General features: G+C 41.5%; 18 protein-coding genes. 9 read left to right on the plus strand and 9 right to left on the minus strand.

The features are described 5' to 3' along the window. Both LNTAR_RS09680 and LNTAR_RS09685 read right to left on the minus strand, forming a co-directional pair. A partial coding sequence (locus tag LNTAR_RS09680; RefSeq protein WP_007278511.1) for a DUF1501 domain-containing protein occupies window positions 1–1,225 on the minus strand: 1,225 nt, incomplete at its 3' end. A 4-nt stretch (window positions 1,226–1,229) separates the two neighbouring features. Further along, entirely contained in the window at window positions 1,230–4,364 is a 3,135-nt protein-coding gene (locus tag LNTAR_RS09685) for a DUF1553 domain-containing protein (RefSeq protein WP_007278512.1), read from the minus strand. A 416-nt stretch (window positions 4,365–4,780) separates the two neighbouring features. Between LNTAR_RS09685 and LNTAR_RS09690 the strand changes: the two genes are divergently transcribed. Further along, window positions 4,781–5,893 (plus strand): ROK family protein, encoded by a 1,113-nt coding sequence (locus LNTAR_RS09690; protein ID WP_007278513.1) that lies wholly within the window; start codon window positions 4,781–4,783, stop codon window positions 5,891–5,893. A gap of 47 nt (window positions 5,894–5,940) precedes the next feature. On the opposite strand, the gene LNTAR_RS09695 is transcribed toward LNTAR_RS09690, so the two are convergent. Then, window positions 5,941–6,234 (minus strand): hypothetical protein, encoded by a 294-nt coding sequence (locus tag LNTAR_RS09695; RefSeq protein ID WP_157473461.1) that lies wholly within the window; start codon window positions 6,232–6,234, stop codon window positions 5,941–5,943. Between the two features lie 70 nt (window positions 6,235–6,304). After that, on the minus strand, window positions 6,305–7,336 hold the full coding sequence (locus LNTAR_RS09700; protein ID WP_007278515.1) for a Gfo/Idh/MocA family protein: 1,032 nt from the start codon (window positions 7,334–7,336) through the stop codon (window positions 6,305–6,307). Window positions 7,337–7,421: 85 nt separating this feature from the next. Between LNTAR_RS09700 and LNTAR_RS09705 the strand changes: the two genes are divergently transcribed. Together LNTAR_RS09705 and mnmE are read left to right on the plus strand one after the other, a co-directional pair. Further along, window positions 7,422–8,312: a hypothetical protein gene (locus LNTAR_RS09705; RefSeq protein ID WP_157473463.1), complete on the plus strand. Its 891-nt coding sequence runs from the start codon at window positions 7,422–7,424 to the stop codon at window positions 8,310–8,312. A gap of 3 nt (window positions 8,313–8,315) precedes the next feature. After that, window positions 8,316–9,674 carry a tRNA uridine-5-carboxymethylaminomethyl(34) synthesis GTPase MnmE gene (gene mnmE, locus LNTAR_RS09710; protein ID WP_007278517.1) on the plus strand — a complete coding sequence of 453 codons (1,359 nt, stop codon included), beginning with the start codon at window positions 8,316–8,318 and terminating at the stop codon, window positions 9,672–9,674. On the opposite strand, the gene LNTAR_RS09715 is transcribed toward mnmE, so the two are convergent. Together LNTAR_RS09715 and LNTAR_RS09720 are read right to left on the minus strand one after the other, a co-directional pair. Then, window positions 9,675–10,931, minus strand: coding sequence for a valine--pyruvate transaminase (locus LNTAR_RS09715; protein WP_007278518.1), 1,257 nt, complete (start codon window positions 10,929–10,931; stop codon window positions 9,675–9,677). A gap of 132 nt (window positions 10,932–11,063) precedes the next feature. Further along, complete coding sequence (locus tag LNTAR_RS09720; protein ID WP_007278519.1) at window positions 11,064–13,487, minus strand: InlB B-repeat-containing protein; 2,424 nt, start codon at window positions 13,485–13,487, stop codon at window positions 11,064–11,066. Window positions 13,488–13,647: 160 nt separating this feature from the next. Here LNTAR_RS09720 and LNTAR_RS09725 point away from each other — a divergent pair, with 160 nt between their 5' ends. Next, entirely contained in the window at window positions 13,648–14,394 is a 747-nt protein-coding gene (locus LNTAR_RS09725; RefSeq protein ID WP_007278520.1) for a TrmH family RNA methyltransferase, read from the plus strand. Window positions 14,395–14,402: 8 nt separating this feature from the next. Here the strand turns inward: LNTAR_RS09725 and LNTAR_RS09730 are convergent, their stop codons facing one another. Next, entirely contained in the window at window positions 14,403–15,257 is an 855-nt protein-coding gene (locus LNTAR_RS09730; protein ID WP_007278521.1) for a hypothetical protein, read from the minus strand. Window positions 15,258–15,367: 110 nt separating this feature from the next. Here LNTAR_RS09730 and LNTAR_RS09735 point away from each other — a divergent pair, with 110 nt between their 5' ends. Next, a complete protein-coding gene (locus LNTAR_RS09735; RefSeq protein WP_007278522.1) occupies window positions 15,368–16,192 on the plus strand; it encodes a DUF6576 domain-containing protein in 825 nt (274 codons plus the stop codon). Continuing rightward, window positions 16,179–16,871 (plus strand): DUF4197 family protein, encoded by a 693-nt coding sequence (locus LNTAR_RS09740; RefSeq protein WP_007278523.1) that lies wholly within the window; start codon window positions 16,179–16,181, stop codon window positions 16,869–16,871. The genes LNTAR_RS09735 and LNTAR_RS09740 overlap by 14 nt, the downstream gene beginning before the upstream one ends. Before the next feature lie 39 nt (window positions 16,872–16,910). Here LNTAR_RS09740 and ylqF read toward each other — a convergent pair whose 3' ends face one another. Together ylqF and LNTAR_RS09750 are read right to left on the minus strand one after the other, a co-directional pair. Beyond that, complete coding sequence (gene ylqF, locus LNTAR_RS09745) at window positions 16,911–17,867, minus strand: ribosome biogenesis GTPase YlqF (RefSeq protein WP_007278524.1); 957 nt, start codon at window positions 17,865–17,867, stop codon at window positions 16,911–16,913. Beyond that, window positions 17,864–19,114: a hypothetical protein gene (locus LNTAR_RS09750; RefSeq protein ID WP_157473466.1), complete on the minus strand. Its 1,251-nt coding sequence runs from the start codon at window positions 19,112–19,114 to the stop codon at window positions 17,864–17,866. Before LNTAR_RS09750 ends, ylqF begins: the two co-directional genes overlap by 4 nt. A 201-nt stretch (window positions 19,115–19,315) precedes the next feature. On the opposite strand from LNTAR_RS09750, the gene LNTAR_RS09755 reads away from it, so the two are divergent. Genes LNTAR_RS09755 through LNTAR_RS09765 form a run of 3 tightly spaced genes read left to right on the plus strand, consistent with a single transcriptional unit; the run spans window position 19,316 to window position 21,964 of the window. Continuing rightward, complete coding sequence (locus LNTAR_RS09755) at window positions 19,316–20,794, plus strand: NfeD family protein (RefSeq protein ID WP_007278526.1); 1,479 nt, start codon at window positions 19,316–19,318, stop codon at window positions 20,792–20,794. After that, window positions 20,787–21,488 (plus strand): lipoate--protein ligase family protein, encoded by a 702-nt coding sequence (locus LNTAR_RS09760; RefSeq protein ID WP_007278527.1) that lies wholly within the window; start codon window positions 20,787–20,789, stop codon window positions 21,486–21,488. Before LNTAR_RS09755 ends, LNTAR_RS09760 begins: the two co-directional genes overlap by 8 nt. Continuing rightward, the gene (locus LNTAR_RS09765) at window positions 21,488–21,964 is read left to right on the plus strand and encodes a low molecular weight protein-tyrosine-phosphatase (RefSeq protein WP_007278528.1); all 477 of its coding nucleotides are present in this window, start codon (window positions 21,488–21,490) and stop codon (window positions 21,962–21,964) included. Before LNTAR_RS09760 ends, LNTAR_RS09765 begins: the two co-directional genes overlap by 1 nt. The last annotated feature ends 1 nt before the right edge of the window (window position 21,965 follow it).

The following is a 21,965-nucleotide window of genomic DNA, read 5'->3' on the forward strand; positions in this document are numbered from 1 at the left end:
ATCGTGGGTGGTGGTCACGACCGTAGTTGTCACGAGTGAGTTTACCCTGTGAATAATTTGTACGACCAAATTCACCGCCCCAAACGACGAGGGTGTCTTCGAGTAAGCCACGTTGCTTGAGATCTTGAATGAGACCATAGCAAGATTGGTCAATATCTTTACATTGATTGGGGAGGTCGCCAGCGATATTAAAATGTTGGTCCCAGCCGCGGTGGAAAATTTGCACCATGCGCACATCGCGTTCGACCATTCGTCGAGCTAGAAGGCAAGAAGCAGCAAAAGTGCCTTTCTTGTGAACATCAGGGCCATAGAGTTCGAGAGTTTTTTTATCTTCCTTACTGATGTCGGTAAGCTCTGGCACCGAAGTTTGCATGCGGAAAGCCATTTCGTATTGAGAAATACGGGCATTAACTTCTGGGTCATTGACATCTTGGAAATGTTTACGGTTCATTTGTGCCAAGCTGTCGAGCATGCGACGACGAGTGCTCGAATTTACTCCTTTTGGGTCAGATAAGTAGAGTACAGGGTCTCCATCCGAGCGAAAACCGATACCTTGGTGTTCAGAGGGAAGAAAACCTGAGCCCCAAAGACGTTGATAAAGTGCTTGGGCATCTTTTCGGCCTGTCCAAGATGGAGTCATGGCGACATAAGTGGGTAGGTTGTCATTCATACTCCCCAAACCGTAAGAAAGCCAAGAACCCATGCTGGGACGACCTGGGATTTGATTGCCAGTTTGCAGATAGGTGATCGCGGGGTCATGATTGATCTGCTCAGTATGCATGCCTCGCATGATGCACAGGTCGTCAGACATTTTAGCGGTCCAAGGCAGAAGTTCACTAAACCATGCACCTGATTTACCATGTTGTTTAAATTTAAACTTTGAGGGAGCTAAAGGGAAGCGTGATTGATTGGCTGTCATGCCTGTAAGACGCTGGCCATCCCGAACAGATTCAGGGAGATCTTTATCAAACATCTTTTCCAGCGTAGGCTTGTAGTCGAGCATGTCGAGGTGTGATGGAGCGCCAGCCATACAAAGCCAAATGACTTTTTTAGCCTTTGGAGCATGATGGGGAAGGCCGAAAGCATTTTGTGTAATGCCTGGAGCAGCTCCATGTTGATCTTTGGCATTGAGATCCATGAAACTAAAGGCACCGAGTCCAAGAGCTGAATTGCCTAAAAATTGGCGACGGTTTTGAAGTGTATTGAATTGGTCTGCTAAGTTCATGATTCTACTCCTTAGTAATGGCTTCGTCTAAATTGTATAGTTGGCTGCAGAGCATCGTCCAAGCCGCGAGTTCATTTGAGTCGATATCCTTTGGGACCTTTGACTCACCATGAGCAATCAGTTCTTTGGCTTCATTGGCATTTACTTCGAAATGCTTGTGGTGTGCCTGCAAAACTTCTGACATGATGATTAGCTCCTCTTTATTAGGGAAGCGTGAAGTCACTTTTCGGAAAGCCTTTTTAATCTTGTCATTATTATCGCCTTGAGTCTGTAAAGCTTTTGTGGCTAGATGGCGAGAAGCTTCAAGGTATTGTACATCGTTCATGAGTTGTAAAGCTTGAAGAGGGGTGTTGGTCCGTTCTCTGCGAACTGTGCAAGTTTCTCTGTTCGGCGCATCAAAATTACTCATCATGGGAGCGGGAGCGGTACGTTTCAGGAAGGTATACAGGCTGCGACGATAGAGCTTCTCTCCAGATTCTTGTTTGAAATGTCGTGTATTGGAACCGGAGTAGGCCACGGCATTCCATATACCCTCAGGTTGATAGGGCTTCACAGATTTGCCACCAATTTTCTCGACTAATAGGCCCGAGGATTTGAGGGCGTTATCGCGGATCATTTCAGCATCTAACCTAAAGCGAGGGCCGCGAGAGATGAGTCGATTATAGGGGTCGATCTCAAGTTTTTTGTCGCTGACGAAGCTGTCTTGGCGGTAGGATGCGGACATGAGCATATATTTCATCAGTTTTTTGACGTCCCAGCCTTCGTTCATGAACTTATAGGCTAGATGATCTAAAAGTTGTGGGTGTGAGGGGAACTCACTTTGGGAACCAAAGTCATCCGATGTTTTACAAATGCCTGTTCCAAAAAGTTGTTGCCAAAAGCGGTTAACTGTGACTCGCGAAGTAAGCGGATGGTCCGGTAAAAAGAGCCACTTTGCAAAAGTGAGGCGATTGCCAGGACCTTTTGGGAGGTCAGGAAGAAATGCTGGGACGGCAGGTTCAACTTTATCTTTACGTTGATCATATTGACCGCGATCTAAAACGTAGGCACCACGCGGTGTTGGACGTTCCTGCATGATCATGGTCGTGGGGATAGTTTTTAAGAAATTATTACGTTTATTTTCAGCAACACGAAGCTGTTTATCAGCTAGTAGAGAAGCTTCATCGACGTGACTGCGGTAATAGCTGTAGAGCTCTTTGACTCTTTTGTTTTCAGCATTCTTATCTTTTTTAGGGCTCAACAGATGTTTAATGGGGTACTCACCATAGGCGCTTGTGACTTGTATAGGGCTGAGTTTTTTTTCGAAGAATTGTAAGTCACTGATCTTACCCTTGAAGCCTGGCTGCGATTCTCGCCCACCGAGGTAAAGTGGTTTTTTGTTTTTTATAGTTTTGCTGAGATTGTTGTTGTTTGTACGAAAATCCTGAGTTCTGCCATTGAGATAAATTTTAATGCCATGGGCGCGGCCACTGCCATCAGATGTTATAAATAGATGGTTCCACTTTTTTGGTTTTAATGGTGCTTTTTTGGTTTCAACCTTTAAAGCATTGCCTGGCCACTCATTAATCACATGAAGGACAATTCTCCCGCTTGTTGACCAAATATCCCAGCCGCGAGTGTATTGGGCATTGTCCATGTTGGAAACGATTGCGCCGCTAAATTCTTCTCCATATACCCAAAGGCCAATGGAGAAGGGCTTATTAAACTCAAAATCTGGTTTAGTCGTCGTTTCTAAAACGGCTTTTTTATCGAGGACTAGAGAGTTTTTTCCCTTATCAATCGTAAATACGGGTTTCCCTTTAATATCCACAGTTTGTTCAGTGAAATTGAGAGCTAGCTTGGCATTTGGAGCAGGCGCAGGTTTTGTAGTTTTCGCTTTTTGGGCCCAGGTTAGAAAGTTGGGGTCTTTTGGATTGTGAGGAACGACTTTCTTGGCTTCCGCAATTTTAGCTTCTAGTGCAAGGTCTTTCTTTTTTTGTTGATCATTCATGACGTGAATGATAGGGGGAGTGTCTTTGCGATTGCCGTCCATAGCATTTTCAGTTATGTTGTTAAAGAATGCTGTCATCTCATAAAATTCTTTTTGTGAAACGGGATCAAATTTATGATCGTGGCAAGCTGCGCAGCCAGTTGTTAAACCAAGCCATACAGTGGAAGTCGTTGATGTTCTATCAACTGCGTAGCGAACGTAGTATTCTTCGGCAATAGAACCTCCTTCACTCGTAGTGACGTTACAGCGGTTGAACCCTGAAGCGATTTTTTGCTGAAGAGAAGGTTTTGGTAGTAGGTCGCCGGCTAATTGTTCAGTTGAGAATTGATCAAAAGGCATGTTTTTGTTGAAGGCTTCAATAACCCAGTCACGGTAGGGCCACATTTCACGGTAGTTATCCAGGTGAAGCCCATGGGTGTCACCATAGCGAGCGGCATCTAGCCAAAATCTTCCCATATGCTCGCCGTAGGCAGCTTGTGCTAGGTAATGATCCACCATTTTTTCGTAGGCATCAGCGGAGTTATCTTTTAGGAAACGATCTAATTCTTCTAGGCTTGGTGGGAGACCTGTGGTATCAAAACTAAGGCGACGAAGAAGTTTTTCTTTTGTAGCCTCTTTATTAGGTTTTAAGTTTTTATCTTCTAGTTTATTTAAGACATAGCGGTCAATATCATTATTAAGCCACTGTTCCTTGTTTACTTCAGGTGGAGTTTGATCTGCAATTTTGGTGAATGACCAATGTTCTTGGAATTCGGCACCTTGTTCAATCCATTTGGCCAAGAGATCTTTTTCATATTGACTTAAAGTTTTATGAGACTCAGGAGGTGGCATGATGTCGTCTTCGTCGTCAGTATTGATGCGTTCGACAAGAGATGATTTTTCAGGATGTCCAGGGATGACAGCGTATTTTTCACGGCGCTTACTTAGATTTTTGGTAGCGGCTTCAAAACTATTGAGGAGTAGTCCTGCTTCGGCAGTTTCTGGATCGTTGCCATGACAATGGAAACATTTATCAGAAAGAATAGGGCGAATGTGTTCATTGAATTCTACTCGTTCGGGTAATTTATTTTCATCTTCATTGTTGAAAAGAGCACAGCCACTTCCGATTAGAGTTGCGCTTATGAGTGCTGTGTAAGCTAGTTTGTTCATATTTGATTACCCTTTATTAAAAGTTGCCCTGTGTACTAATGTATCGTTAGAAAAGTAATAGATCAGCCTTGCTGTTTACAAGAAAAATTGAGTTATTTCACAAAAAACGCTATGTTTACAATATTGATTTTCAATTTATTTCATAAAAACACTATATTTATAATATATATTTCTAATTTTCATTCAAAATAATACTATTTAATTGAGTGGAGTAAAAAGACCATAAAAACATCGTTTGTCTAACCTTCCTTAAATAAAAATTCAATGAATGAATATATCTTAAGATTTAATACGCTCTAAATCTTAACTTTGTGACTGTTTATGAGTAAAAACTCTTGAGTTTCTTCATTGAATGAATTTTAATCATTTTAGAGAGTCTTTAGAGAAAAAAAAGGGCATGGGATTATTATCTGAACATGAATCAATCAAAAAACAGTATGAATCAGCAGAGCGCGGCTCATTATAATCGTCAACAAGTATTAAAATTGTTGCGCGTACATCAAGGTTTGAGTCGTGTACAGCTTTCTGATTTGACACAGCTACAGAATTCAACGATGTCTTATATCATTCGTGATTTTATTAATCGTGGTGTAGTTGTTGAAGGCGCGAAATTAGAAGGTGGTGCAGGGTATAAGAAGCAAACTTCACTTAGAGTCAACCCCGAACTTGGTTGGGTTATCGGTATTGTCGTACAAAATGTTTATGCGGAATTAGTAAAAGTAGATTACGCTGGAGAAGTGATTGACTCTTGTAACTTTGAGGTTGATCCCGATATTTCTACCTTGCCGATGTACTTAAAAAATCGTTTAGAAAACTGGTTTAAAGAAAGAGGCTGTCCTCCCGGTCCGCTGAAAGGAATTTGCTTGGGTTTACCAGCGATTGTTGATCATAATAGCGGGATGATAAAGAGTTCCTCATTCTTTAATATTCAAAATTACCCTTTAGCGGCAGAAATGCAGGCTTTGTTTCCCGAAACAGAAATTATGATTGATAATGACGCAAGGCAGGCTTCCATGGCTGAGCTTGTTCATAAAGATACAATTTCAGGAGACTTTTTGTTTTATTACATGAACTACCAAAAAGTTAGCAAAGGTGTGAAGCCTTGTAGTTTTAGTTCCGTTATGTTTGTCAATGGACAGATGATTAATGGTATGAATTCCTCTGCAGGTGAGTTGAGCGGCGTTTTAAAACCCCATGATCCACCTTTTTTATCTAATGAAGATTGGAAAAACCTTCAAGATCCCGAAGGCGATTTGAGTCCGGCTATGATGAATTTGGGGCTTTGGGTTCTGCCTTGGTTGGAAGCTTTGACTTGTTACTCAGATCCAGAGTGTGTCGTCATGGGCGGTGCCTTGAATTGGCAGAATAAAAAATTGTTTGCGATGATTAATGAGTACCTCAGTAATCGTTTAAGCGCAATTGGCAAAGAGAGTGTACTCGTTCGGCGTGCTAATTCTCCAGTACAAAGTGTGGCCTACGGGGCAGCGAGTTCGCTATTAGAGCATTTAGCCCAAGATCTAATCAAATAAAAAAGGCCGCGGTTAAGCGGCCTTTTTAATATTCTAAGAAAGGTTTCTTAGAATTGTGCAATCACGTTGTTGATTTGACCAACGAGCTTGTCAGAAGCTTTCTGTTCGAGAAGATTATCTTCACCAACACGAATGTTCTTTTTGAAAACTGTAGTGATTTGATCACCATCGAAGTTTTGGACAAATAATCTCCAAAGCTTTCTGCTTTCTGTTTCGCCATTATTACGAAGGCTTTTTTTAGCACGACGATTTACGTAGTTGAGCGTGATAGAAAGGTTGCTATCAGCAAACTTTTCTTTAATTTCAGCCCAAGTTAGTCCTGAGGGAAGTTGTTCCATCATTCTCTCCAACTTTGTTAGTTAATAATATTTGGGAGGTGCTAGTATAAGGAGTTTTTCCTTGTTGGCAAGCTTAATCCGTTTCTTTTTTCGTGCTGGTCAATAATTTATGTATGTTGTAGGCACTCGAGAAGTTGGGTTCAAGTGTCGTGTCATGCTTACGGATAGCGTTGATGAAGCTTCTCCAAATATTAGGGACAAGCGGGCATTCAATTTCTGACCATAGACCATTTTGTCGATCCGGACCCGTACAGAGTCGCAAGCTTGGTATGCCATCTTTTATTTTTAGTGAGAGCCCGCCTTTGTCTCCATAAACTCTTAATCTAAGAGAATTAATTTCTCCCGTGGCCCAGCGACTGAGGTGGAAAGAGCCTAGAGCGCCACCTTTCATTTCTGCCATAATGACTGCTGAATCGCTTGCGTCGAGTTGAGTGTCGCCTAAGCGATTGCCTGGGACGTCTTTGCGAAAGGATCTTTTGGAGACATCAATCGTATTGATTTCACCAGCTATAAAATCAACACAATCCAATAGGGTGAGGCCTAGGTCATCAATAACACCATGGCCACCAAATTTTTGAGTCATTCGCCATAAAAGGGATTCTGAGGTTTTCCAATTACCTAAAGTGTGCGTGCTCAGCCAAGATTGTAGGTAACTAGCTTCAATATGCATGATTTTTCCTAAGCGACCCGCTTTTACGAGGTTGGCAGCTTTGTGTACTTCGGGGATGCCGCGTGTTTCGTAGGATACTATGTTCACGAGTTCGGCTTCGTTGGCGAGTCTAGCGAGTTTAGCGGCGTCACGTGAATTGTTGGTGAGAGGACGTTCACAGAGAATGTGAACTTTGTGTTCGATGGCGATGAGACAGGCCTTCAGTTGAGCGTAAGGCGGTACTGCAATGATGATAGCGTCGGGTTTTTCGCGTTGCAGCATATCTTCAATATTTAGGTAGAGATTTTTGATTTTATGTCGCAGAGCAAAATCTCTTGCTTTTGAGTGGGATACGTCACAGCACGCACAGAGTTCAACCCCTCTAATTGCATCTAATTCTTGAGCGTGTAAATCTGCAATGGCTCCAGTGCCAGTTATTGCGATACGAAGGCTCATGCTAGGTCCTGCTTAGTCTTGACAAAGGGGGTGGTCCAGTTAAATTGGGCGAGTTTTAAAATCATAATTTATAATTGGGATCAATGTGATGAAAATTTTAAGGAAAATAGTCCTTGTGTTTATATTGTCTGTGAGCTTTTTTGAGCTTCAGGCGCAGGTTCAGTATGGTTTGTCATTTGATCGTGAAAGATACCTTCAATATGAGAAAATCCAAGTGACCTTTACGGTAGTTAATAACTCGGGTACACGTTTGACTTTCGGAGCAAATGAGAGGAGTGGCAAGTTAAAGATACTTGTTGTTGACCCTGAAAATCGCTTAGTTCCAGCATATGATAAGAAGTTTAATCCAGTGAATGGTTTAGTTTTAGCGGCGGGTGAAACTAAATCTTTGGTGTTTAACATAAATGAACATTTTTCAATGACGCGGCTGGGACGTTTTAGTGTTTCGGCATCGATGACTCACCCAGCTTTGACTGGTTTAGCTTTTGAGACTAAACCTAAGATCCTCAATGTTGAATCGGGGACCGTCTTAAGGAAGAAGACTTTTGGTGTGGTTGACTTAGAGGATAGTAATGTAATTCACCCGAGGAGTTATGAGATTATCTCGTTCAAGGAAAAAGAGGGGGATATCGTCTGTTTAAAAGTTTATGATAAGCAGTGGGTTTACGCTTTACTGCGTTTGGGGCCTTATGTAACGGGGGTGAAAGTGAATCATGACGTGGACACTTTCTCAAATATTCATACGATGATTCAGGTTAAACCACGCGTATTTATTCATATGGTTTTCTCTGATACTGGGTCTATTAAGCAGTTTATTGTCTATCGTGCGACTTTTGAAAATGTTCCAGTTATGGTGCGTGACTCAAAATTGGGAACCGTGAGAATTTTTGGTGGGGAAAAGCTCACAGAAGGTGAAGACTATATCCGTATCGGTAATACACTCGAACTACGTAACGTAGATCCTGATCTTAATTAGATCATGGATCATGATACAATTGCGGCATTAGCAACTGCGCCTGGTGGAAGTATAGCCATTATTAGAGTTTCAGGGTTAGATGCCTTGAGTGTAGCTAAAAAAGTTTGGCGTGGAAAGACGAATCTAGAAAATAATGAAAGACGTTTGGTTCTTGGTCAAATGATCGACCCTGAAACTCAAGAACCTGGTGACCAGGCGATGGCAGTTTATATGAAAGGGCCTCAAACTTACACGGGTGAGGATGTTGTTGAGTTTCAATGTCATGGCGGTAATTTCACAGCAAAGCACACCTTAATGTGCACTCTGAAAGCTGGAGCTCGTGCCGCAGAAGCGGGAGAATTCACGAAAAGAGCTTTTGTGAATGGTAAGCTTGATTTGACTCAAGCTGAAGCTGTCATGGATGTTATTAGTGCGGGTTCTGAGAAAGCGATGCAAATTGCAGTTAATCAATTAAATGGTCGTTTTGGTAATGAAATTCGTTCTATGTATGATGGCCTCTCTGATTTGTTAGCGGAATGCGAGGTTCGCATGGACTTCGTTGATGAAGATTTAAATTGGACTCCGCCTGAAACAATGAATAAAACCTTAAATGACGCAAGTACGCTCATGGCTAAGCTTTTAGAGGGACGTAAGGATGGGGAAGTTCTTCGCGATGGAGTCAAAGTTATTATTGGTGGTCCACCAAATGCAGGTAAATCCAGTTTGATGAATCATGTGCTGGGGCGCGATCGCGCGATTGTCACAGATATTGCAGGTACCACTCGCGATACTTTGGAAGAATATACAAGAATTCGTGGGATTCCTCTTAAAATCACCGATACAGCCGGGATTCGTGAAGCAGAAGATATTGTTGAGCGCACAGGTATTGAGCGCAGCAAGCAGGCGTTGAAAGAAGCACAGCTCATTTTGTGGTTAATGGATCTATCGCGTCCACTTGAAGATCAATTGCCGCCGGAAGATTTCAAATCAGATGCACCTTTGATCGTTATTCTCAATAAAAGTGATATTGCTCTCGAGCAAGAATTGCCGAGTTATTTCAATCAAAGTCATGTGTCACATGTCAGGGTTTCAGTTAAATCCGAAGATAACCTCAACCGTTTGTATGACCTCATTGAAGAGGCGGTTTGGCAAGAGGATCACCATCATATCCCTGATGTCGCCGTTAATGCGCGTCACGGTGTGCTTCTAGAGCAAGCAGTCCAGCAAATTGATGATTGCCAAGCCTGTATTGATGGAGAGGCTTGGGAGTTAGTTTCCGTGCATTTACGCGGAGCCTTGGATCCCTTAGGTGAAATTCTGGGTTTAACACTGATGCCTGATATTTTACACACAATTTTTGGCCGTTATTGCATAGGTAAATAATTAATCGTAAAGATTGTTTATTTCTTCAGCAATAATTTTAATCCCTTGTTCCACCTGTGAGCTTTCGCTTGAGTAAGTCATCCTAATACATTCGTGTTGATGGGGCCAGTTATCTTCTGCTAATCCGGGGAAGAAATGATGGCCAGAGACAACTAAAACATTTTTATCTTTTAAGCGCTCATAAAGTTCTTGTGAAGTGATAGGCAGCTTGTCGAACCACAGCCACAGGAACATGGCGCCTTCAGCTTTATGGATATGCCATGGGATATCTGCACGTAAGTGTTTGTGGAGAAGTTTTATGGCTGTGCGTGCTTTTTTGTGGTAGTAAGGCTTAATAACGTCTTCACTTAATTTAGCGATGTTCTTACTTTCAACTAAATCTAAAGCTAGTTCTGCGCCAAAGCTACCAGGTGCAAGACTCATGACTGAATTCATGGAAGCTAAGGTTGAGATGACAGATTTATTTGCAATGACAATGCCTGTTCGAGCGCCGGGCATCCCCAATTTGGATAAACTTAAACACATGATAAGTGACTCGTTCCATTTGGATTCAATGTCGGTAAAAATGATGCCCGGAAAGGGGGCTCCATAGGCATTATCAATAATGAGTGGAATGTCGTGTTTGCGAGCTAGGTCTTCTAATTGTTTAATTTCCTTGTCAGTGATGACATTGCCGGTAGGGTTAGTGGGACGTGAAACGCATATAGCCGCAATAGTATCATCAATATTTAAGGCTTCAAAGTCGACATGGTACTTAAATGTATGTTGATCGATGTGTTCAATTTTTGCTTTCCGTGACGTGAAGACGCCATCTTCAATGGACGAATCTCCATAGCCAATGTATTCAGGAGTTAAAGGGAAAAGGATTTTTTTGATATTTCCATCATCATCACGTCCGCCAAAAATGTTGAATAGGGAAAAGAAAGCACTTTGGCTTCCTGAGGTGAGGGCAATGTTATCCTCAGTTACATCCCAGTTGTATTCTTGCTTGAGGAGCTCTGCAAGTGCTTTGCGAAAGCTGAGGTTGCCTTTTGGCCCATCGTAATCACCTAGCATTTCTTCGAATTTTCTATCTGAATCGAGGAGTGATTTCATGCTTTGGCGTAAATAATCTTGGACTGCAGGTATATGGCTCGGATTACCACCGCCCATCATGATCATGTCTTTGTTTTCTCTTAGGGCTTTGCCTAGTTCATTCATTAATTCGACTATGCCAATATTGGAGGAGAATTTATTGCCTATACGTGAAAATTTCATATACTCTGTGTTCTTGATTGATAAAACTATACTTTAGGAGGCTTATGCACTTGATCAAATAAGTGTCATAAGTAAAATCTAAAAAAAAGGCCGATCATGAGGATCGGCCTTTAAAGTTAGAGGGAGTTGCTTTTACTTTTTATTAAAAGTCCAAGTAACCGTGCTTATTTTCGCTTGATTCAGCTGGGTCATGCTACCGATGTGAGAAATCTCGAGGTAATCGATGCTCTCTTCAGGAGATGTAACCTGGAAGTTAGTGTTTTGTTCGCAAACTTCTTCGCCAGGAGTTACCAATGCGTTAGCAGTGATTGAGTATCCTGGGTAGTCCATGTGAAGTTCGGCTGCGTGTGTACCAACTTTCCAGCCTTCATCACTTGGCTTTGGAACTGCAAAAGTTACTGAATTTTCTTGTTCAGCAGGCTCAGCCAGTTCGCCGTTGAAAACAACATAGCCAGTGGGGTGCATTTCTTCGAAAATACTTTTTCCGAGTGTTACACTTGTGGGGCGTTGGAATTCAGTGAAAGTAGCTGGGCCGACACTGAAGTTGTGGCCGATTTTACCTTCTTGTGCAAGGAGTTTAGAAGATACAATGAGTTGATTGTGCTTCACTTCAAAAGTTCTTTCAATCGCACAGCCAAAGTCTGCATTAGAGCGGCTGGTAAGAATTACTTTACCTAATGATGCAGTAAGTTCTGCAGCAGGAGCGCCATCAAATTCATAGGCAGGTGGGAATTCTCTTTTCAAGAGCATGTGATTGAGTTCAACTGGAGCTACCCAAACGCGTGAGCCACCAACGTCATTCCATTGATTGAGTGCTTCGCCTCGTGAAAAACTTTGACCTGCAAGATCTTCGTTGAGCCAAAGAGTATTTTCTTTGCCACCAGGAGTGCCCATGTAGATAACTCTTCCGACGTCAGGAGAAATGATGATTTCGAGTTCTTTGCTCGCCATGCGGATGCAGTTTTTCCATCCCATGTACTCAGTGAAGTCAATTTTAGCATGTCCTTTTTCGAGCATGTCTGGCGCTTCAATGTGAGTTAGAGCTAGTTTATCATGTTCTTGGATTTGTTCTTTGAGTGGAGCTACGTCTAAGACATTACGTTCAGCAGGACTATTGTAGATAGTGCCAGGAATATTGTTCTTGGCTTTTTGGTGAGAGTAATATTCGTTTTTAGATTCAGAAACTACTTCGCCTTCGTTACTCTTGATTGTAAGAGTGTTTGGCTTGGGGTTAAAGTCAGCAATTACAGTCTTCGGCTTATCGGCAACGATGTCTACTTCGCTGTCTTCAACGTTGGCTGTTTGAATATCACCAGCCCAAAAGAAGCTTTCGCCATCTTTAACTGGAACAGTGATGTTATCGACAGAGTCACCTTTGTTGAGCCAGTAAGTACCAAGAAGTTCTTGACCATCGCCAGATTTTTTGATAACTTTAACGAGGACTTGTTCAACCCAGTTGACATTAACTTCTTTGTCGCTGTCAATAGTTACTGTGCCAGTCGCAGGGACAGCAATGAAGCGTGTGCCTTTGATGTCTTCGGTAGGAGAGCTGACAGCCCAAGTAACTTCGCTACCACGAGCATGAGCACCAGCGCCAGTGATTTCACCATGTTCACTATTGACATTTAAGTTAAATTCTTTCTTTAAGAAAATAGCTTTGGCATTAACAGCGCCATCAACAGTAATTGTCACAGGGTTTGTTTGAGCAAGCTCCTCTGTGATACCTTCCCATTTTACAAACTCGAATTGATCATCTTTTGGAGTGGCCATGAGTGTGATTTCTTCGCCATGAGCTAACCAGCCTGCAGGTGATTCAACACTACCATTTCCATTTGAAGTACTCTGAACGAGAAATTCATGTTCCCATTCGAGTGTGATATTGTGATTGTCGTTAAGGACTGCAGAGCCACTTTTTTCACGTGCAACCATGCGCTCGTTTTCGCTGAGTGCTACAGGTGAAGCAACTGACCATGCAACTTTAGATCCGCGTTCGTAGGTACCAGAACCTTCTGGTTTTCCGAACTTACTGTCGATATTAAATTTAACATTATTAGAGAGGAAAGCTGCAGCAATATTTCTTGGGCGATCCATTTTAATCGATATAGTATCACCAGTTACTTCAGCACCTTCAATGTCGCCAACCCATTCGTGGAAAGTGGCATTGTCATCATTATTTGCTTTAATTGTAACTGTGTCTCCAACTTTGACCCATTTATTTTTGATTGATACGGAACCGTATCCTTCTGGGTTGTCGGCTTTAACGTGAAGGGCAAATTGCTTTTCGTACTGAAGGCTAATTTCACGACTATTTGTCATGTCTACTTCTACGGCAACGTCAGGTTTGATGTGACGGACAATAGCGGGGTTCTTTTCCCATCCTTCACCATAACGTGCGGTTCTTTGTTCCGGAGTTAAGAAATTTACATCTCTTACATCATAGACTTTAGTTTTTGGTATAGCAGCATTTTCAGCTTCTTTATCTTTTTCAGCATTATTACTTTGGCATGAGCTTAGCGCTACAGCCACTAAAGCAGAAGTAAATGTACGTTTTATCATCGAGTTACTACTCCACAGAGTTCTTTGTTGACACGTTTGTTTTATAAAAATTTTATTTCATATGACTAAAAATTTACCAGTGTGAGTTTAAAATGCTATCTCTTTGTAAAAAAATCACCTGCAGTATTATCATTTTTTTCACTTAGATGTATGATTTTGCATGAATAGTTCCCTTCCACGTAAAATTAAGCAAGAGTTTATAAAATTAAAAACTCGTGGTGGTCGTCGTAAATCCAATTACTTTCTATGTGAAGGAAAGCGTTGTTGTGACGAGGCCTTAAAGTACGCAGCTAATTCAATAGAATGTTGTGTTGTGGCTCAAGAGAAGGCAGACTTAGATTTCTTGGATATGAAGTTTGTCTTATCCGAAAAAGAAATGTCTGAATTGAGTTTAACAGAAAATCCTCAGGGAATTTTGATGTTGATGAAGAAACCGGATAAAGTTGAATGCCCATCCAGTTTGAAACCCTTTGTCTTAGTTTTAGATGGTGTGGCGGAGCCTGGTAACATGGGGACGATTTTAAGAACCGCTCTTGCTGTTGGTTTGGAGCGCGTCATTTTAACCTCTGGTACAGTTGACCCTTATAATGCAAAAGCCGTACGAGCTGGCATGGGGGCCCAATTTCGCTTAGAATTTATTTATGTGGAATCATTGGAGTCCCTTTCTCAGGACTTTCCTGAAGCTAAGTTTTGGCTTACGAGTCCAAGAGCTGATATATCCTTATATAATAAGGGCTTCGATTTATCGGGAAGTTTTTTAGTCTTTGGTGAAGAAGGTGATGGTATTAAAGATTTCTCAGTGGGAGAGCGTGTAACTATTCCGATGCCAGGCGATACAGAATCTTTAAATGTGGCTCAAGCAGCAACATTATTCCTGTTCGAAGGTGTCCGCCGCAATTTGTTATAATTTGGTTTTTACTTATCCTTTTTCATTTCTTCTTTTAGTAGCTCTGCAATCTCTTGGTCGCTAACTTGGGCTGATATTTTTAGCTCTGTTGAGTTTTGTTCAAACTTTAAACTCTTTCTCATTTGGTCAGGTAGGGGTGTGAAGCCAATGAGAGTTCGCAGCATATTCTGCGCACCACTAGTGGCCTGTTCATTGTTGAATTGCCCTTCAAAATTAATATCAAGTGTGTCTTTGTACTGTGCTTGACCTGAGAGCTCCTTGATGTCTTTGAGTTGTGGAGGGAGAAGTTCGCTTTGCTTAATGAGTAAAGAGAAAGGTAAAGCGAAGTCGATCTTGTCGACGATAGGATTGCTACTTACAGCTTTGGAGCTAAGAGAATTGAGAAGGTCGTTTTGTTGACCAATAAGGATTATCTTAGGTGAGACTTGGGCACAGAAACGACTTTCATCTTTGCGTGTTAGTCGATAAACGTTTTTGTCTTCAAATAAGAGTCGCTCACCATTGTATTTAGGCGATTTAGCTTTAAGAAACTTCTCAAAGAGGCGGTCGAGTTCTAAAGGTGCCTTCAATGTAAGGATGTAGAATTCATGTTGACTCAGGCAAGTTGTGATGTTGCTGAAATCAGAGAATGGGATTTGTAACTCATTTAAAATTTTAAACTCTTTATTTTTCCCTAGTTTATCGTGAAGAAATTGCTTTGCCCCGGTAGTTGAGTCTATACTTTTGAGGTTAAAGTTAATGATGCCAAAAGCTTTTGGAGAAATAAAGTCCGTTGCTTGAGCTGGCTTGGTGGCTTCTTTAGGTTTACAAGCACAGAAAGTCAATGCGATTAAGATAAGTGTGGTAGCAGGTTTTATTTTCATTTTAATGAGTTTTTTTGTTTAAATCCTCGCCAAGCTAACCTGTGTTTCGCCTAGCTACAAGAGATTTTGCCTTTACTTTAAACTGAATTTTTGAAGAGGAATAATAGAAAATGCTAAGTGATAGAGAATATATCAAAACTAAAGGGCCTGAAAAGTGGCCTTTGTTAAAGGTGATTCTTGGTGTTGCAGTGCTTATTAATGTTGCGGTTTTTTTAACTGCGGGGCGTTTATGGGATTCCTTTGCGCTGAGTTTAGTCGGTCTAAAATCAGGTTGGATTTGGCAGCTTTTCACCAGCTTTTTCTTAGCGTCTTCCGATCAGCTTTTTTCATTTGTCTTTGATCTACTCATTTTTTATTTTGCTGCACAGCGCTTAGAAGAAGCTTATGGTGAATCACGTTTGCGGCTCTTGTACAAAAAGCTTTTTGCGGCCATCGCCATTGCGATGCCTGTTTTATTACTTTTATTTTTTTATCAATCCTTTGCGTTTTTATCTGCTTTGATGTTAGGGACAGTGTGTGCCTATGGATGGACTTATTATTCAGTGAAAGCGAGGTTTTACATATTTTTTGTTTTGCCTTTGGATCTTAGTGGAAAGAATATTTTGACACTTATTGCTTTGTATGCAGTTTTGGTGGCAGCAACCCATCAATGGTCCATTTTAATTGTTTATTCCTTGGTAGCGTATGTGGCTTATGATCATTGTAAAAAGAAAAAAAAGAAGCGTAAGAACAAGCAGAAAGGTCAAAAGCAAGAGAAGAAGCCTGTAAAACGCAATGAAATGCAAAGAGGATTTAAGCGGATTGTTAAAGAAGATCTTGCTGACCCCGAAATAGATGCGATTTTAGACAAGATTTTAGCTCAGGGTATGGATAGTCTGACTGCTAAAGAAAAAGAAATATTAGAATCAAGGAGCTCGTCGAGTGAAAAGCCTTAAATTAATGTACTTATCGGCCTTAACTTGTTTTGTCGGTTGTGCTGATCTACAAGATGTAATGCCTGGGATGAGTTATAGTGATCGAACTTTGCTCGAGGGCATACAAGCTTGTGCAAGTTACTCGATGGAGAAAGCTGTTGCGGATTTAGATGGGCAAAAATTGGGGGATAAGTTTTGGGGCTCAAAGGCGGAAGAATTAGATGAGTTTGAAACGATTTTAACAAAACTTAAAAAAGAAGAAGAACTAAAAGAAGTTCGAGCTCTTTTAAATGAAACTATATCCACTGTTTTGAAGCAGGAAGCAGTTTCATTTAACAAGCAAATTGTGACTTTACATGTTGTGGAAGACCCTGAGGTTTTAATGGAGTCAAGTAATCGAGCCATTACTGATTATTATATGGGGAACTTAAAAGTCCAAGGTCAGGTGGGTGATGTGATTTTAAAAGTTATGCAAGCAAATGGCGCACAAGAAAAGTTCCTCAAGCTTAAACAAATTTACAACGATATTCCCTACTTAGAGGATCAGTTTGATTTAGCTTTACATAGTCAGTTGAGTTCATTTCTTCTGGCTGAAATAACTGAGCGTATGGCTCACCATGAGCAAGAGTTAAGAAGAAATCCCCTGTTAAGGAAAACTAAAATCTTAAAGAAAACTTTTGCTGACTACGACCCCGTCTAATCCTCGAGGTTGATCGGTGCAGGTGGTGGTCTTTGAGGATTAGTTTTCTTCGTCTTCTATATCTAAGTTGATCTTTGCGTCTGGCCAAAGGATTTTAACATCTCCAGGAGCTTGGAAATCAGGGGGAGTATCCAAGGTCATCTTTCCGAATTTACCGTCTGTGTAAGAGCGTAAGATGAATTCTTCGGTTTTGCGAATGTCGGGTTCATCACCAGGAAGTTTATAGCCCATTTTTGCCGCAATCGTGGTAAGGATGTCATCGTAATCCTTTACTGGAAATGCGACGCCTAGGCTTTTGAGGTAGGCATAGTTTTCATGTTTAAATGCCTGAGACATGAGGTAAGTGACGAGTAAACTTTTACCGATGAGGTCTTGTTTAACGGCATTGATGAGGCCAAGGCGTAAGCCGCATTCTACTAAAGGATTGCCTGGGGGCATGATGCCCGGAGTGTCGAGTAATTCCATATCATCAGCTAAGGTGATCCATTGCTGCGAACGTGTGACACCAGGGCGTGGACCCGTGCGAGCTGATTTCTTGCGATTGAGTGCATTGATTAAAGATGATTTACCAACATTGGGGACGCCGGCAATCATCAGGCGGATGGGACGGAAAAGAGGGCGAGTGGCGCCTTTTTTCTTGCGATCTTCTTTGATGAGTTGGCGTGCCGTGTTTGTGATTTGCTTCAGGCCACGTCGATTAATAGTTTCTGTGATGACGTAATCACAGTTTTCGTACTTGGATTTTAGGTGTTCAGCCCAGTCAAGAGTTTTTTCATCTTCGGCTAAATCCGCTTTGTTAAGGACGATGAGCGTCGGCTTCGTTGAAGTTATTTTGATTAAACCTTCATTGAGAGCTGACACGGGAGTTCTTGCGTCAGTGAGAATCATAACCACGTCAACCAGTTTGAGCTGTTTGCGAATATCGCGGGTTGCTTTTAGCATGTGACCAGGATACCAGCCGACGCCTTTTACGAATGAGAAGTCAAAATTAATCACTTGAAGAAGCCTTCTAAGCTGGGTAAAGCTAGTCTTTCTTCTTCATCTGGTTTTAGGAAGATTTTAAACTTGTCTTTGGCGTGGTTGTCGATCCAGCTAAGAAAGTCAAAAATAGGGTTGATGTCCCAGTGAGCTAAGCCCATGACATTTTTTCTTTCAATGTGTGAGGGGTGGTAGCAGATTCCTGGATGAATACCTTCTAGGATAAGTCCGTTAAAGCCATCCATTTCACTAACGCGGCGCATGATTTTTTTGAGGCGACGAATGATGACTGGTGATTGCCAGCAGAGTTCATCGCTCACTAAGCCGCAGCAAAAGGCTTGTGAACTGGGGACGGCTAAGGCATTATCTGGCCAGCTGAGACCTCGATGAATGTTGAAGTATAAGTAAGTGTTTTCTTCTGATGATTCAGCAAGTGATTTTTTTAAACGCTCAAAATCGACTTCTTGTCCAGCATTTTTAAACGGAATGTAGAGTTTCTTGTGTTGCGGTACAGTGAGTTTCTTCTTATCGTTATTCCAAGCAATGTGCCAAGTGAAGCGGTAGTTTCTCTGTTCTGGGGTGAAATCTTCGCAGCAGGCTAAGGGCTCACGAGTGAACTCAAGGCTTTTTTCTTTTAATTTGATTTTGTAGGAACCACTTTCTGGATGGTAGCCTAGGTTTTCTTCCCAACGCCAGATATCAAATCCAGTACCAACTTCAATATCGATGCCATCTTTTCTGTGGAAGATGATCGCGAGTGGTGGGCGGTGCCAATGACCGATCATGATTTCTTTGCCTTTCCAGTCAGGGATCTCCCTAGTGTATGGCTCGCTGCCTTCGGTTTGGTGTTGGGCAGGCGGGATAACTGTGAAAGCTTCGTATTTGCCCTTTAAATTTAAGGATCCTACGGAAAAATGTCGATTAACCGTTGTGCCATGACGGAAATTTATATCTTGCGTAACACGCAAAAGGTTCTTGTGGTAGCGAGAAGTTTGTTTGAATTCACTTTCGCCACCGAAAGGTAAGTAGCCTTCGCTCTCAACAACCGATTGCCCAGCTTTGTGGTACTCTTTAACTTTGCGAGTGATGCACTGAGTATCTTCAATTCCACTAATAGAACTGCGAATGTCAGTGATGATAGATTTGTTATCAATTTTAATTTCACAAGGACCCCCACAGCTTTCGACGGGGTGAAAGGCTTGCCAGTTATTTTCAATGACGTAAATATTTTTGTCTTCGTCTTTTTCGATCATATTTGTATCCATTGCAACTCAATGAGTTGACTTAATTAAGCATTATAATTTTTCGAATCTAAACCTTATTGCTTATAGATGAAACTGGTTTTAAGATTTTTTACCTATTTAGCCATGGATTTGAAAAAGCGAAAAGAAAGTGCTTGCAATATGGGTCTTGTACTTGTTTAGGTGGAGCAAGAAGTTAATTTAAGAGTATATAGGGAATGTTACATGAGAACAATATTAATATTTTTACTAGCTCTTATTAAGCTTTCAGCGCAAGAGATCGAATCAATAGAAACTGAAGTTGATAAAAGTGTAGAACGCTCGAAGCTTTTGCTTGACCTAAAAAATAAAGGTCCTGAAGCACTTATTTTACATGTACGACTCGACGGCGATACAGGGCAAGAGTTGACTGGGCGTCTGGGGCGAGCGCTTGAGAGAGCTGATGACGAGTTTGTCGATGCTTTGGTATTAGATCTGCATAATTTAGAGACCGATATATCTCGAAGTCTTTTGGTGAATCAGAAACTACTCAAATTTGCGGTCCCCATTTTTGTCTATGCAGAGGGTAAGGTGAGTGGCGCAGCTAACTTATTCCTTTTAAGTGGAGATAAAATCATTTTGCATGATCAGCTTGAACTCGCTTACTCAGAACCCAAAATGTTTAATGATGAAGAGCCATCTTTAGAACAGAAAAAAGAACTTCGATCCATGCGGATTGACGCTTTTGCTAAAAACGCAAAGATGAGGAATCATAACGTGAGCTTAGCCAAAACCTTGGCGGATTGGAGGATCCCCTTCAGCAAAGCAGGTGTCGAACATCTAGGTACTGAGGGGGCTTTCAAAATTTCTGCTCAAGAATGTCGCTTGGATGAGCAGGGAGAAGTTATTTTAACAAAAGATATAGTGACTTCCTTTGATGAGTTTAAGAAAGGTTTTTTGGGAGAAGCAGAGATTATAACTTTTAAAGAAAGTTCCTCTTATCTCTTGGCTAAAAGGCTCATGCCTTTCCTGCCAGCCATTTGGATTGCCGTTATGATTGCTTTATTTATGGAGATGAATACGCCAGGTTTTGGCGTTGGCGGAAGTGTGGGTTCAGTAGGCTTGGTTTTTTGTTTGTTTCTTCAATATCAACTGGGGACTGCTGGGGCATTAGATATTAGTCTTATAATAATTGGTTTAGCGTTGCTGGCGGTAGAAGTGGTCGTACTTCCGGGCTTTGGCATAGCGGGCATATTAGGTATACCTGCATTCGGTGCCGGTGTTGTGATGAGCTTTATTGATTTGGAGGCCTTGCCCGAAAACGAAGTAATTCGAAGCTCTTATTTAGTTGATTCCTCTATGTACGCCATGTTCAATTTATCGGTTATTATCATAGGTACTTTTGTGGGGACTTTAGCTGTCATGTATTATTTGCCAAAAATGAAACTGAGCAACAGTGTGGTGTTACTAGATGAAGGTGATAATCGAGAGAATACGGCAGGAGAAAATATTGTCCCTGAACTCGTTCAAGGACAAATAAGTGCGGGTGTCTTACTGCATAGTAAAGGTGTGGCATTGACGGATTTGAGACCAGTGGGTTCGGCTAAAATCTGTAATGTTCACTTAGATGTAATTAGTCATGGCGAGATGCTGGATATGGGTACTAAACTTATAGTTGTTGAAGTGGAAGGAAGTCGAGTCGTGGTGGAGCAAGTCAGTGAATAAAGAAGAGTGGTTTCTTTGGCAAGATGAGGAGCATTCTGCCGCTGAAAACATGGCCATAGATGAGGCTCTCATGGAGCTAGCCATGGATTTACCTGGTCCGCTTTTGCGTTTATATGAATGGCAGGAGGAAGCTGTTTCCTTTGGTTATACGCAGAAATTTGACAGAGTTCCTCAAGGTATTAAAGATTTAGTTCGTCGCCCAACGGGTGGGGGGATAGTTTATCATAAGCATCACTTTACCTATACAGTTATTTTACCTCCAAATCATTGGATTGTGAAAGATACAAAGCCCGTAGAAAGCTATGCTTGGCTTAACCGTTGTGTACAAAATGCTTTGAAAGTTTTTAGTTTAGATTCGTCTCTTGCCGAACAAGAGATTCCTAGATCAGTTGACCGTGCTGGGATGGTTTGTTTTGTGACCCCAACTCGCTATGATTTACTTTTGGAAGACAAAAAAATTGCAGGCTCCGCACAAAGAAGAACGAAGTTGGGGATGCTGCATCAAGGTTCTATTGAATGTGAAGGCTATGATTTTTTAAATGCGAAAAGCTTGCGCGAAGCTTTGCCAAAGGGTTTTGAGAAAGTAATTCCCTGTAATTTTATAGCTTACTCTCCAATGACTTTGATAGAAGGTCGCGTGATTGAACTGCAAGAAGAGAAATACAATAATAAAGTATGGAATCAAAAACGCTGATGAAAAAAATTCTATTTGTTTGTCTTGGAAATATATGTCGATCTCCCGCTGCCGAAGGAGTCTTTAAAGCTAAACTTACTGAACAAGGTTTGGAGTCTGATTATGTGGTAGATTCTGCAGGAACTAGCGGTTGGCATATTGGAGAAAGAGCTGATGGCCGTATGATAAAATCTGCTGCTCAGCGAAATTATGATCTTCAGTCACGTTCACGTAAAGTTTTAGATAGCGACTTTGATGAATTTGAACTGATTATTGCTATGGATAGAAGCAATGTCCGCAACCTGCAAAAAATGGGCGGTGGGCGCAAACATCGTGCGAATTGTTTTTTAATGACGGATTTTTGCCAGAAATATAAGGGAGTCGAAGAGGTGCCAGATCCTTATTATGATGGTGAAGAGGGCTTTAGTCATGTTCTCGACCTTCTTGAAGATGCCTGTGATGAACTTATCAAAAGATTAGAAGCCAAAGAGCTTTAGT

The sequence above is a fragment of the Lentisphaera araneosa HTCC2155 genome, from assembly GCF_000170755.1.
Lineage (GTDB): Bacteria > Verrucomicrobiota > Lentisphaeria > Lentisphaerales > Lentisphaeraceae > Lentisphaera > Lentisphaera araneosa.